Origin of the sequence: Rhizobium tropici CIAT 899 (assembly GCF_000330885.1) — a bacterium.
Taxonomy (GTDB): Bacteria; Pseudomonadota; Alphaproteobacteria; order Rhizobiales; family Rhizobiaceae; genus Rhizobium; species Rhizobium tropici.
In genome coordinates this window covers 2,040,238-2,052,465 of record NC_020062.1, presented here as the reverse complement: position 1 = coordinate 2,052,465, position 12,228 = coordinate 2,040,238, and the positions used below count along the sequence as shown (strand labels likewise).

10 protein-coding genes and 1 pseudogene are annotated in these 12,228 nt (G+C 58.4%); 4 read left to right on the top strand and 7 right to left on the bottom strand.

Translation table 11 applies throughout. The features are described from left to right. Positions 1–21: 21 nt before the first annotated feature. From RTCIAT899_RS31480 to RTCIAT899_RS31460, 5 genes are all read right to left on the bottom strand, one after another. On the bottom strand, positions 22–783 hold the full coding sequence (locus RTCIAT899_RS31480; protein ID WP_015343898.1) for an ABC transporter ATP-binding protein: 762 nt from the start codon (positions 781–783) through the stop codon (positions 22–24). Then, on the bottom strand, positions 780–1,826 hold the full coding sequence (locus RTCIAT899_RS31475) for a FecCD family ABC transporter permease (RefSeq protein WP_015343897.1): 1,047 nt from the start codon (positions 1,824–1,826) through the stop codon (positions 780–782). Before RTCIAT899_RS31475 ends, RTCIAT899_RS31480 begins: the two co-directional genes overlap by 4 nt. An 8-nt stretch (positions 1,827–1,834) precedes the next feature. Next, entirely contained in the window at positions 1,835–2,863 is a 1,029-nt protein-coding gene (locus RTCIAT899_RS31470; RefSeq protein WP_015343896.1) for an ABC transporter substrate-binding protein, read from the bottom strand. A gap of 161 nt (positions 2,864–3,024) precedes the next feature. Continuing rightward, positions 3,025–3,561: a GNAT family N-acetyltransferase gene (locus RTCIAT899_RS31465; RefSeq protein ID WP_015343895.1), complete on the bottom strand. Its 537-nt coding sequence runs from the start codon at positions 3,559–3,561 to the stop codon at positions 3,025–3,027. Between the two features lie 116 nt (positions 3,562–3,677). Next, positions 3,678–5,453 (bottom strand): tetratricopeptide repeat protein, encoded by a 1,776-nt coding sequence (locus RTCIAT899_RS31460; RefSeq protein WP_135488274.1) that lies wholly within the window; start codon positions 5,451–5,453, stop codon positions 3,678–3,680. A 358-nt stretch (positions 5,454–5,811) separates the two neighbouring features. On the opposite strand from RTCIAT899_RS31460, the gene RTCIAT899_RS31455 reads away from it, so the two are divergent. Next, positions 5,812–6,285, top strand: a complete 474-nt coding sequence (locus RTCIAT899_RS31455; protein WP_015343893.1) for a VOC family protein — start codon at positions 5,812–5,814, stop codon at positions 6,283–6,285. Positions 6,286–6,394: 109 nt separating this feature from the next. On the opposite strand, the gene RTCIAT899_RS33450 is transcribed toward RTCIAT899_RS31455, so the two are convergent. Beyond that, positions 6,395–6,811 (bottom strand): hypothetical protein, encoded by a 417-nt coding sequence (locus tag RTCIAT899_RS33450; RefSeq protein WP_135488275.1) that lies wholly within the window; start codon positions 6,809–6,811, stop codon positions 6,395–6,397. Between RTCIAT899_RS33450 and RTCIAT899_RS31450 the strand changes: the two genes are divergently transcribed. Continuing rightward, positions 6,789–7,910 carry an efflux RND transporter periplasmic adaptor subunit gene (locus tag RTCIAT899_RS31450; protein ID WP_135488276.1) on the top strand — a complete coding sequence of 374 codons (1,122 nt, stop codon included), beginning with the start codon at positions 6,789–6,791 and terminating at the stop codon, positions 7,908–7,910. The two genes, RTCIAT899_RS33450 and RTCIAT899_RS31450, sit on opposite strands and share 23 nt — an antisense overlap. Before the next feature lie 9 nt (positions 7,911–7,919). Then, the gene (locus tag RTCIAT899_RS31445; protein ID WP_015343891.1) at positions 7,920–10,994 is read left to right on the top strand and encodes an efflux RND transporter permease subunit; all 3,075 of its coding nucleotides are present in this window, start codon (positions 7,920–7,922) and stop codon (positions 10,992–10,994) included. 101 nt (positions 10,995–11,095) lie between these two features. Here the strand turns inward: RTCIAT899_RS31445 and RTCIAT899_RS31440 are convergent, their stop codons facing one another. Beyond that, complete coding sequence (locus RTCIAT899_RS31440; RefSeq protein ID WP_015343889.1) at positions 11,096–11,680, bottom strand: tyrosine phosphatase family protein; 585 nt, start codon at positions 11,678–11,680, stop codon at positions 11,096–11,098. 221 nt (positions 11,681–11,901) lie between these two features. On the opposite strand from RTCIAT899_RS31440, the pseudogene RTCIAT899_RS33445 reads away from it, so the two are divergent. After that, positions 11,902–12,084, top strand: a pseudogene (locus RTCIAT899_RS33445) (divalent metal cation transporter); the annotation flags it as partial. Positions 12,085–12,228: the final 144 nt, after the last annotated feature.

Sequence of the window (12,228 nt, the reverse complement as noted above, 5' to 3'; positions counted from 1 at the left end):
GGACAGATTCCGAATTTCCCCTCAGCGCAGATAGTGAATGTGCGGCCGGTCGTGGTGAGGAGAGGTCTCGATCCTTGCCTCAACGGCAAAGACATTTCTCAGCAAATCTTCCGTCAGCACGTCTTCCGGGGCTCCGGAGGCCACGACCCCGCCTTGCTGCATGATGATCAGCTGATCGCAGAACATCGCGGCGTGGTTGAGATCGTGGAGAGCGATGATGCTGGTGACGGGCAGGCCGGCAACCAAGCGCATCAGACCGATTTGATGCTGGATGTCGAGATGGTTGGTCGGCTCATCAAGGATCAGTTCCTTCGGCGACTGTGCCAAAGCCCGCGCAATGTGAGTGCGCTGCTTTTCGCCGCCCGACAGGCTCTGCCATCGGTCCTCCCGTTTCTCCTTCATGCCGGCGCGCTCGAGAGCGTCTTCCACGGCCTCGTCATCTGCCGATGTCCAGCCTGAGAACATCGAGCGATGCGGAAAGCGGCCGAGCTTTACGACATCGATGACCCTGAGATTGGCATTGGTTGTGCTGTGTTGCTCGACGAAGGCGACACGCCTTGCGATCGAACGGCGGGACATCTGCTGTAAATTCTTCTCTTCGAGAGTGATGCGGCCGGAGTTCGGCCGTTTCAGCCCCGCAAGTAGACGCAGAAGCGAGGTCTTGCCGGAGCCGTTCGGCCCGAGGAGACCAAGCATCTTGCCTGCAGGCGCCTCGAAAGAGACGCCGTTGAGAACGGTCTTCGCGCCGATTTTCCAGGTGATATTGTCGGCCTTTATGCTCATGATGCCCGCTGGAGCCGGTAGAGAATGATGGAGAAGAAGGGAACGCCGACCAGCGCCGTGACCACGCCGATCGGCAGAACCTGCTGCGGAATGAGGATGCGGGAGGCAATATCGGCGAGAACCATGAAGATGGCGCCGGTAATGGCACAGGCAGGCAGCAACCGGATGTGAAGCGGCCCGACGACGAAGCGCGCCGCATGCGGGACGACCAGACCGACGAAGCCGATCGTGCCGACCATGCTGACGATGGTTGCCGTGATGACCGCGGTCAGTGCAAACAGAATGATACGGGTGCGGCCGACATTTACGCCGAGCGAGGCGGCCGCCTCGTCGCCAAAAGCGAAAGCGTCAAGCAGACGCGAATAGAACAGGCAGACGATCAGACCCAATCCGACGACAATCGACACCAGTGCAAATTCCGGCCAGCGCACACCACTGAAGCTTCCGAGCAGCCAGAACATAACGTCGCGCGCCTGCTGGGCATTGCCGGAGGTGGTGACGACGTAGGATGTCGCTGCGTTGAATAGCTGCGACGTGGCAACACCCGCCAAAATCGTTCTGTCCGGGCCACCGCGTGCTCCGTTCGAAAGCACGGCGACGAGGATAAAGGCCGCAAAAGCACCGGCGAAGGCACCGGCGGAGAGCGAAACGGCGCCAGCTCCGATCCCGAGAATAACGACAGCAACCGCGCCGGTGGAGGCGCCGGCGGAGATGCCGAGCACGTAAGGCTCGGCCAAGGGATTGCGCAGCATGGACTGCATGATCGCACCGCAAAGCGCGAGACCCGCGCCGCAGAATACGGCGACCAAAGCGCGGCTCAGCCGATATTCCCAGATGACGGTTTCATGGATGCGGTTGAGCTCGACCGAGGTCCAGCCCAACTTGTTCGTGATGGCGAAATAGGTGGTGGAAAGCGGGATCGGCATGTCGCCGATCCCCACACTGATGCCGACCACCAGCGCGATCGCTGCAAGGCACGCCAGAAAAAGTCCGGCAGGGGCGGCGACCCGCGACAAAAGGCGACCGGACTTACTGGTTTCCACCACTATGCTCACCTGAGGCCGAGTGCCTTCAGCTGCTCAGCCACCTGTTCGGCGCCGAAAATTGTCTGCACGCTCGGATTCATCGCCTGCGCGGGCATGATCACCATGGCCTTGTTCTTCACCGCCGTCATCTGGCTGGTCGCCGGATCGGTCGTCAGGAACTTGATCTTTGCCTGGACTTTGTCGAGTTCCCAGCGATTGCGGTCGACCTGGGTGACCACGATGACGTCGGGATTGCTAGCGATGATGCTTTCCCAACCGAGCTGCGGCGATTCCGCATCGGTTTTGATGGCATTGGTTCCGCCAAGAAGGTCGGCGATATAGCCTGACGGGCTGTTTTTTCCGCCGACATAGGCATCTGCAGATGGGGATGGGCTGGAGAACCAGAAGACATAGGAGAGCTTCTTGCCATCCTTCGGCGCATCCACGCGCAGTGCCTCTTCCCGCTTTTTCAGATCCGTGATCAGCGCCTGGCCCTTGTCGCGGACGTCGAAAATCTGCGAGAGCTCGTCGATTTCCTGGTAAAGAGTGCTCATGTTCCAGATCTGGCTACGGGCGGCATAGCCGTATTTGTCCTGAGAGGCTCCCTGGGCCGGGCACATACTGGGGGAAACATAGGTCGGAATATTGAGCTTTTCGAAGTCCTCGCGCTTTGCCACTTTGCTGCTTGGTCCCATCAGGGTCGGCAGGGCGGCTGTAACGAAGTCAGGATTTTCCGAGAGGATCGATTCAAAGGTCGGGAACTCGACCGTCAGCAGCTTGACCTTGGAATTGGCTTCCGCAAGCTGCGGCAGAACCTTGTTGGGCCAGAAAGCGGTGCCGACCATTTTGTTTTCGAGGCCGAGCAGGAGAAGAATTTCGGCGCTATTCTGGCCGAGCCCGATCGCGCGCTCCGGAGCCTTCTGAAACGTGACCTTGACGCCGCAATTATCGATGGTCAACGGATAGCTGGTCGAAGCGGCAAAGGCTGTTGACGCGGCAAAGCCAAGGGTCGCACAAAGAGCTGAAACGGCCAAAACTGATTTCAATATGGTCACGAAAATATCCTGATGACTGTTGTCGACGAGATCGAACGAAGGCGCGTGCGCGATATAGCCGTGTCACCGGGTCAAAACAAGATAAAAAAAGTCATATTATTTAATGCGACGCTTGTTTTTAAACTTTGCCCGTCATGCATTCTCGAGAGAAGACGTAATTCTCATCCGTCTCGATCTACTATGTTGTCCCCACGCCGGGCTCTGGAAAGGAGCAGGCGATTCATCTCAGGAACGAAGCGAACGATCCCGAAACCTGCCATTTCCAGGATCTTCCTGGAAGCTGTGTTTTCAGGGTGGGCAAAGGCGCGGACTTCGCCAAGCCGCAGCTCCCTGTCGGCAAAATGCAGCGCCGCGGCGACCAATTCCGATGCGTAGCCATATCCCCAGGCGTCCCGGCGGAAAAAGTATCCGATTTCGCAGCCCCAGCCTGGGTCAAACGGATCGTTGTACAAGCCGCCCCAGCCGATGATTCTTGCATCTTTCTTTCTGACAGCGGTCCAGGGTGCATATCCATCGCGCCGCCGGCGCCATTCGTGAACCGCGATCCTGCGACGGCATTCGCCAGGCGTCACGTCCGCATGCGTATGCTTCATGGCTTCCTTGTCGCCCAGAAATTCGAACAGAGCAGGAGTATCGGATAGACGCGAAGGACGGAGCAGCAGCCGTGGCGTTTCGATCTGCGATCCGATGTTTCTCATATGACCTCGTCTTTCATATTCGCGTACTTCATGAAAGGACCGGGCAGCGCACCGACTTTGTTGCAGAGCGCGCTAGGGAGAATAACTCAGGACCACCGAAAGAAGAAAAGACGCGCCTATTCCTGCTTCTCTAGCCTTTTCAGGGATTCTTGCGCAGTTGTAAGTCCCTGGTCGGACGCCTTACGGAACCATTTGATTGCCTCGTCCCGATCCCGCACAACTCCATGGCCCATTGCATACATGTTGCCGAGATTGCCCTGGGCCACATCCAGGCCCTTGTCGGCGGCTTTTTTATACCAGACGATCGCTTGACCGTAATCTTGGGGAACGCCCAGACCTTGGTCGTATAAGAGACCGAGGGCGTACTGGGCCGTGGCAAAATCCTGATCGGCGGCACGGCGATACCAAATCAACGCTTGCGCATAGTCCTGGGGAACGCCTTGGCCGCTTTCGTAGCTGTATCCCAGATTATACTGAGCAACAGCGAGCCCCTGCTCAGCCGCTTTACGGCCCCAAATCACAGCTTGCGCATAATCTTGCGGAACACCTTGGCCGACGGCATAGAGATCGCTAAGGCTGCTTTGCGCTTCCGCCCAATCTTGCTCCGCTGCCTTGCGGATATAGGTGACAGCGAGGGCGGAATCTCGATCGACACCTAAACCGGACAGATAAAGCCCGGCGAGCTTATATTGCGCGGCCGCTGCCCCTTGATCGGCGAGCGGCTTCCAGTAGCTCAGCGCGGCGGCGTAGTTGCCACTATCATAGGCGGCCTGTCCTTCCTCGATCGCCGATCTGTCGAAAAGCGGCGACTTGGCTGTCGCGGAATTGGTACCAGGCTCTGGCTGCAGAGCAACAGCGGATGCAGACATGGCCTGGCTGTTCCAGTTCGACAGCTCGGGCAGACTCGCCGGCAGGTCCTCGCGCCAGACATGGCTCATTGCGGTAATCTTTATGCCGCCGCTTTCCGCAGTAACTGTTTCTGTCGCTTCAAGCGTCGAGCCGTCGCGCAGGGACACGATGAATGTCATCGTCGCGTTTTTGCTGACAATTCTGGCCGCCGCCAATTGCTCGCCAGTGAGCTGCTTGGCCTTTTCACCAAAGCTTGCGATCACTCCCTCGACAGCTGATGCCTGCGATTGTTGGAACGCCACTTTGTCATAGGCTTTTTTTAGGCTGAAGGTAGCGGTTTGATTGTCCAAATCTGCGGTGTCGAGCTTCCATTCGATGGTGGCAGGAACAGGCATGCCCCGCGAATATTCCACCGTCGCCACCGTTCCCGTTTGGCCGACGTCGTATGTCGCCCCGTCCTCCTGCTGTATGGTGGCGAGTAGCTCCGCTTCCGGTGCGAGATTATGAATAACCAGCAGCGGATTGCTTTTTATACCGTCAATAATATTTGTGAGGCTGCTTTGTGGTGCGACAGCAAGGCCATCTGGTCCAACTGCGGCCGCATTCTGTACGTTACGGAAGATCGCGTCGAATCCGACGAGTTTACTCGGGAAGCCGTTCAACCCCGCTTCATATTCCAGTTGACGGATACCATAGACCGACAATGAATTTCCGTAGAGGGCGTTCATTGCGTAGGAATCGGCGGCGCCTTCGGCACCTTGCGGCAGATCCGCGCTGAGCGACCAGAGAACCTGCATACTATTCGTATTCCGCGAGACGACCGTCATACGCTGACGGAAATCTCCACGTATGATCGCGGCCGGCTTATCGAACCATAACGACATGTCGGTGGAGGTGGTCTTGCGAGAGCGATAGACGTATTCGACGCCCGTTTTGGGAGCGTATCCTGGAATCGTCACGCTATCGGCAGCGCGAGCAGTCTCCGTGCAAATCAAAAGGCATGGTGAGAGGAGTAAAAGCAGGCTCTTTTGCAAGCTGTTCATTTCTATTGTTCTCACTCTTCAACCAGATTGGCGCGAACAGAAATATCCAAAAGTAGTTGCGACCAGAATGCCGGCGCAACCGCTTTTCGATTTCCTGCACGTTTCCGACCCGGCGACCGATCGTGAATTGATCGACGGCGACGGCCCCGTTCCCCATCATTTACTCAAGGTTGCGGCATCTGCCAATATGGCGTCATTACAACCGCGCCGCCCGCAAATTATTTCGGTCTTAGAAGGTAGCGAGGTCAAGACAGGAAAACGGTCATTGCCCAGCCGAAATGGCATCGATGAGGGTGGCGAAATCCAATCTCGCGCCTATTTCAACAATCGGGAAATGGAGAACAGGAGGATGAGAACAATGGCAAAGAACACAATTTGCCTATGGTACGACAAGGACGCAGAGGCCGCCGCCAATTTTTATGTCGAGACTTTTCCAGATAGCGCCATGGGTGCCGTTATTCGCGCACCGGGAAACTATCCGGAGGGCAAGGAGGGTGATGTGCTGGTCGTCGAGTTCACGGTCGCGGGGGTTTCCTGCGTCGGCTTGAACGGCGGTCCGGTGTTCAAGCACAATGAAGCCTTTTCGTTTCAGATCTACACCGAGGACCAGGAAGAGACGGATCGTTATTGGAACGCCATTGTCGGCAATGGCGGCCAGGAAAGCGAATGCGGCTGGTGCAAGGACAGATGGGGCGTATCCTGGCAGATCACGCCGCGTGTTCTGATGGAAGCGCTGCGCGAGGGCGGCGATCAGGCAAAGCGGGCTTTCGACGCGATGATGACCATGAAGAAGATCGATGTGGCCGCGATCGAAGCGGCACGCCGAGGCTGACGCGCGAACCCTTTCCTCAATGCCTAGATCGCCGATGCCGCGGCAATTTGGGAAGGCGGCGGCGTCGACGCCATGATTGCTTTTATTCAAGACTCCATTAAATATGGTTTCAGGAATATGCAGCCGGCTGTTGTAGATCGGATATCGGCAACTTATCCTTGATCAAGTGAAGCGGCGGCCGTTGGCGTTTGACTGGTGAGGTTTGCAGAGGATGGCCGCACGAAACGCCGCCAGCTGGAATCATTGCAGGGTCAGTGTCGTCTTCAGCGGGCGAAATCCGCGTGACAGGCGCAGCAGCCAAGGAATTTGGCTGATCGAACCTGTCAGCCTTGATAAAGGCTACTTTCCATACAGAGATTGGCCGCAGGCTGCCATGTGCTTGCGACTGCCTCGGCGCCGGCGGGTTAATGATAGAATTGCCGTGAAATCCCGTTGCGACGACACCAATAGAATTTCTCCCGACCTGTTTCCGAAGAGTAGAGCTGACACTCATGATAAAACGCATGATCATCATGCTGATCGTCATAGGCCTGATCCTTGGCGGGATCTTCGGCTTCCAGGCATTCAAGAACCGGATGATTGCGGCCTATCTGGCTAATCTCAAGGCGCCACCGCAGACCGTCTCGACAATCACCGCGGCAGCGAGCCCATGGCAGACGACGCTGCAATCGATCGGCAGCTTCAATGCTGTCGAAGGCGCCAATCTTTCGGCACAGGTCCAGGGCATCGTCCAGAAGATCGGCTTCGAAGACGGCCAGGACGTCAAGAAGGGCGATCTCATCGTGCAGCTGCTTGCCGATCAGCAGATCGCGACGCTTGAACAATACAAGGCGACGATGGCCAATGCGCAGATCGCCTATGATCGCGATTCCAAGCTGATCAAGGCGAATACCATCGCGCAAAGCCAGGTCGACAGTGATCTGGCGACATGGAAGGCGGCGCAGGCGCAGGTCGCGTCACAGCAGGCGTTGATCGATCAATATTCGATCCGCGCTCCCTTCGATGGCCATCTCGGCATCAGGCTGGTCAGCCTCGGTCAGTATCTATCGGCTGGGACCGCAGTCGTCACCTTGCAGTCGCTCGATCCGATCCAGTTCGATTTTTCCATGCCGCAGCAGGCTCTGTCACAGCTGAAGGTCGGCCAAGCGGTAACGGCGACGGTCGATGCCTACGGGAACCAGACTTTCGAAGGCAAGATCACGGCGATCAGCCCGCTCGTCGATACGCAGAGCCGCAACATCACCATCCGGGCAACCTTCCCCAATGCCGATCGCAAGCTGCTGCCGGGCATGTTCGGCAACATAACGGTAGTGGTCGGGGAGCCGAAGGAATACATCTCCCTGCCGCAGACCGCCGTCACCATCAATCCTTATGGCAACGTTGTCTACGTGGTGACCGACAAGGGCAACGGGGCGGATGGAAAGCCGCAGCTTGTCGCCAATCAGAAGTTCGTCAGCACCGGGCAGGCGCGGGGTGATCAGATCTCGGTGACCAAGGGCTTGAATGCCGGCGAAGTGGTGGTCACGTCAGGCCAGCTGAAACTCAACAACGGCTCGCCTGTCATCATCAACAACGACGTGCAGCCGTCGAACGATCCCAATGCGAACCCGGCGAACCCCAACTGAGGTGTGGCGATGAATATCACCGATATCTTCATCAAGCGCCCCGTTCTCGCTCTCGTGGTCAGCGCGTTGATTATCGTGATCGGCTACCAGTCGTTCCGCTCGCTTACCGTGCGACAATATCCGCAGACCCAGAACGCCGTCGTCACGGTGACGACCACCTATCCCGGTGCTGCACCTGACGTTATCGCCGGCTTCATCACGACGCCGCTCGAAAACGCCATCGCGCAGGCCAACGGCATCGATTACATGACCTCGACGAGCACCAGCGGCACATCGACCATCACCGTCAACCTGCGGCTCAATTACAGCGCCGATGCGGCGATGACCGAAATCAACGCCAAGGTGTCCTCCGTTCTCAATCAACTGCCCACGGGAACGCAACAGCCGATCATGACGGTTTCCATCGGCCAGTCGATCGACGCCATGTATATCGGCTTCCGAAGCGACGTTCTGGCCAGCAACCAGATCACCGATTATCTGACGCGCGTGGTCCAGCCGAAATTGCAGGCGGTCAACGGCGTTCAGACGGCCGAAATCCTCGGCGCGCGAACGTTCGCCTTGAGAGCCTGGCTGCAGCCGGACAAGCTTGCCGCCTATGGCCTGTCGGCCGGCGATGTCTGGACCGCGCTCAGCGCCAACAATTATATCTCCGGTATCGGCACCACGCGCGGCCAGATGACGCAGACGGTGCTGACGGCCAGGACCGACCTGCATTCGACGGATGAATTCAAGGAAATGGTGGTCAAGCAGATCGGCAGTACGATCGTGCGGCTGAAGGATGTCGCGACCGTCGCGCTCGGATCCCAGAACCCCGACGTCCAGATCGGTTTCGATGGGCAGGACGGTGTGTTCATGGGTATCCAGATCGCCCCGACCGCCAACCTGCTCGACGTGATTGCCGGCGTGCGCGCGGTGTTTCCGAGTATCCAGGAACAATTGCCGCAGGGGCTCGAAGGTTACATCGTTTACGATTCCAGCACCTTCGTCACCACGTCGATCGATGAGGTGGTGAAGAGCCTTGTCGAAGCTCTGGTAATCGTCATTTTCGTGGTCTTCGCCTTTCTGGGCTCGCCGCGATCGGTTGCCATTCCCGTCGTCGCCATACCGCTATCGCTGGTCGGCACTTTCGCGATGATGCTGATCTTTGGCTTCTCGATCAATCTTTTGACGTTGCTCGCCCTGGTTCTGGCGATCGGCCTCGTCGTCGATGACGCCATCATCGTGGTGGAGAACGTCAACCGCCACATCGAAGAGGGATCGACACCCATGAGGGCGGCGCTGGACGCGGCGCACGAACTCGTCGGGCCGATCCTCGCCATGACGGTGGTGCTGATTGCCGTCTACGTGCCGATCGGTTTCCAGGGCGGCCTGACCGGCGCATTGTTTACGGAATTCGCCTTCACGCTGGTCGGCGCCGTCACCGTATCCATGATCATTGCGCTGACGCTGACGCCGATGATGTGCTCGCGCATCCTGAAGCCGCACCTGACCGATCGCAGCGGCTGGGAAGAGCGTATCTCCGATTTCATCGACCGCCGTTTTTCGGAGATCCATCGGCCCTATGTGCGGATGCTGCACGGCAGCCTGAACACTGTGCCGGTGGCACTGGTGTTTGCGGTCATCGTGCTTGGCAGCATTTATTTCCTGTATACCAGCGCCAAGACCGAGCTGGCGCCCAACGAAGACCAGGGCTTCCTGGCTGCGCAGGTGACGAACCCTCCCAATGCAACGCTTCAGCAAAAGCTGCTGAATTCCGACCAGGTCAGCAAGATCTTCCGCAGTTTTCCCGAAACCGACAAGACCCTGCAGGTCGAGGTGCCGGGCACGTCCTTCCAGGGCATGGTGCTGAAACCCTGGGACCAGCGCACGAGAACGGCGGATCAGCTGCAGCCGCTGGTACAGGCAGACCTGGCGAAGATCGCCGGCGGACAGTCCGTCGTCTTCCAGATACCGCCGCTGCCTGGCGCCAGCGGTTTGCCCGTGCAGTTCGCCATCGGCAGCACCAGCGGCTTCGAACAGCTCAACGAGGTCTCTACCGCGTTCCTGCAGGAAGCGCAGAAATCCGGCCAGTTTATCTTCATCACAAAGGATCTCTACGTCGATAATCCGCAATATTCGATCCAGATCGATCGCAGCAAGGCCTCGGCCCTCGGTCTGTCCATGAACAATGTCGGTTCGGCGTTGGCCTCCATGCTAGGCGGCGGCTATGTCAATTATTTCAGTATCGACAACCGTTCCTATCAGGTCATTCCGCAGGTGGAGCAGCGGTCACGCCAGACCATCGATCAGATCATGAACTATCCGATCGCAAACGTGAACGGTAACAAGATCCCCCTTTCGGCGATCGCGACGGCGAAACTTCAGGCCACGCCGCGCTCGGTTGCGCACTTCCAGCAATTGAACTCGGCCACGATCTCCGGCGTGCCGGCGCCCGGCGTTGCCGTCGGCGATGCGCTCAATACGCTGAAGTCGATTGCGGCGCGGACATTGCCGCAGGGCTATTCCGTCGATTACGGCGGGCAGTCGCGCCAATATGTGCAGGAATCGAGCGGCATGGCGACGACGTTCGCGCTCGCTCTGATCATCGTCTTCCTGGCGCTTTCGGCACAGTTCAACAGCTTCCGAGACCCGTTCATCATCCTCGTATCTGTGCCAATGTCGATCGCAGGCGCACTCGCCTTCATCAGCCTCGGCATCGGCGGCGCGTCGATGAACATCTATACGCAGGTCGGGTTGGTGACGCTGATGGGGCTGATCAGCAAGCACGGCATTCTGATCGTCGAGGTGGCAAACACGCTGCAGGCCGAAGGAAAGACCAAGCGCGAAGCCATCGAAGGCGCTTGCGCCATCCGCTTGCGGCCGATCCTGATGACGACTGGCGCCATGGTTCTCGGCGTCGCGCCGCTGATCCTGGCGACCGGAGCAGGGGCTGTCGCCCGCTTCAACATGGGCCTCGTGATCGCCGCCGGTCTTGCCATCGGAACGCTGTTCACGCTCTTCGTCGTGCCTGCGGTCTATATGCTGCTTGCGGCCGACCATCACAAGAAGGATGCGCCCGAGGCAGAGCCGGCTCCTGCACATTAAGTGTGCCGGCCGCGGAGACGGCCGTTGCGATGATCCGGCTGTCTGCTCGAGCGGCTAAAAGCTTCGTGCAGACGGCCCTCGTCAGGCCGGAGGCATACTCTTTACGCCGGGATTGCCATATCGAGTTCCGCCTGGCGTCCGAGGCGGGTCATCCATTCGACAAAGTCGGGCCGTCCCTTGATCTGCCGGCCATAGTGGCGGGCAAGTGCCGCCTTCAAGTCGCCGTTCCTGCCGAGTTGTTCGTCGGCAAAGCCGATCATTTGAGAGTTCGGCCAAGCCTGCGGGCGGATGGCAATCAGGCGAGCAAAGAGGCTCTCCCCCGATTCTTCGGGGTTTGATTGCGCCATCAATGAGAGCATGGCTGCGGTCGAGCGCGATACGCCCATATGGCAATGCACCAGCAGATGGCTCGGCGCCTCAGCGTCTTGCCGAGCCTGAAACTCGGAGCCGAATTTCAGGATCGCTTCGACATGTTCCGGCTGCGGCATCACGCGACCCAGCGCTGACGCTATGATGTCGTGAAAACGCAACGTCGTGCGATGGTGCTCCGCGTAGGAATGGAAGACGTCGAGCTCGGGATATTCCGGATCGAGGAGGGAAAGCACGTGGGTGACGTTTCGCAAGCGCTGATCGGGCAACTCCTCAATGCCGCAAACCGTGAGTTCAGGAGAAAGAAGCACGCTCATTGTCATATCCCTCAAATCAGCTGGCGATTCCGTCGTGCCCGATACGATAAGTGTCATCGCTCTGAAGTGAAAGCGTTTTTACTCCTTGCCAGCCACGCCCTAAGCTCGGGCGGGTTCCATTCCGACAATCTGCTTCTCGGGAACAAAACGCCTGCAAGTGCGGTTCACTCGCACCGGAAGGCACGATGATGCGCTGTGCCGGTTTCTGCTGGGAGGCAGTCATGAGCGACTATCAGATGGATGACAAAAGTGAGGTCGTCGAGCCGTCAAAGCCGAGAATTTTTGAAATCCTGGGGCCGGGCCTGGTCACCGGCGCCTCGGACGACGACCCGAGCGGGATCGCGACCTATTCGCAGGCCGGAGCGCAATTCGGGTATATCGCGAGTTGGACCCTGCTCCTGACCTGTTCACGCTCTTCGTCGTGCCTGCGGTCTATATGCTGCTTGCGGCCGACCATCACAAGAAGGATGCGCCCGAGGCAGAGCCGGCTCCTGCACATTAAGTGTGCCGGCCGCGGAGACGGCCGTTGCGATGATCCGGCTGTCTGC

What these genes read in the sequence shown, in the direction of transcription:
- RTCIAT899_RS31460 (WP_135488274.1), bottom strand. Translation starts at nt 5,453, where the DNA reads ATGAACAGCTTGCAAAAGAGCCTGCTTTTACTCCTCTCACCATGCCTT.
- RTCIAT899_RS31465 (WP_015343895.1), bottom strand. Translation starts at nt 3,561, where the DNA reads ATGAGAAACATCGGATCGCAGATCGAAACGCCACGGCTGCTGCTCCGT.
- RTCIAT899_RS33450 (WP_135488275.1), bottom strand. Translation starts at nt 6,811, where the DNA reads ATGACGATCAGCATGATGATCATGCGTTTTATCATGAGTGTCAGCTCT.
- RTCIAT899_RS31440 (WP_015343889.1), bottom strand. Translation starts at nt 11,680, where the DNA reads ATGAGCGTGCTTCTTTCTCCTGAACTCACGGTTTGCGGCATTGAGGAG.
- RTCIAT899_RS31480 (WP_015343898.1), bottom strand. Translation starts at nt 783, where the DNA reads ATGAGCATAAAGGCCGACAATATCACCTGGAAAATCGGCGCGAAGACC.
- RTCIAT899_RS31455 (WP_015343893.1), top strand. Translation starts at nt 5,812, where the DNA reads ATGGCAAAGAACACAATTTGCCTATGGTACGACAAGGACGCAGAGGCC.
- RTCIAT899_RS31450 (WP_135488276.1), top strand. Translation starts at nt 6,789, where the DNA reads ATGATCATCATGCTGATCGTCATAGGCCTGATCCTTGGCGGGATCTTC.
- RTCIAT899_RS31445 (WP_015343891.1), top strand. Translation starts at nt 7,920, where the DNA reads ATGAATATCACCGATATCTTCATCAAGCGCCCCGTTCTCGCTCTCGTG.